This window comes from Amycolatopsis orientalis DSM 40040 = KCTC 9412 (genome assembly GCF_000478275.1).
In the GTDB taxonomy this organism is placed as follows: domain Bacteria; phylum Actinomycetota; class Actinomycetes; order Mycobacteriales; family Pseudonocardiaceae; genus Amycolatopsis; species Amycolatopsis orientalis.
On sequence record NZ_ASJB01000005.1, the window covers coordinates 1 to 261 of the forward strand.

The window sequence follows — 261 nt, forward strand, 5'->3', positions numbered from 1 at the left end:
GCGTACTGTTCGGTGAAAGCGTTTCAAGTCATGCGGCAGAACTGATCCATTACGGCGCTGACAGAGTGCTTACAGCCGAAAACCCGCTCTTGAAAAACTATACGTCTGACGGCTATGTTCAAGCCTTGTTGCCGATCATAGAACGCGAGAATCCGGACGTCATCATTTTCGGACATACGTCAATGGGAAAAGACTTGTCGCCGAAGCTTTCAGCCCGTATGGGAACAGGGCTGATCTCGTATGCCGTCTTCTGCTTGAAAA

The 261-nt window shown here is 49.8% G+C and carries 1 pseudogene; it reads left to right on the forward strand.

The window, feature by feature from the left end:
* Positions 1–261, forward strand: a pseudogene (locus L324_RS44370) (hypothetical protein); the annotation flags it as partial.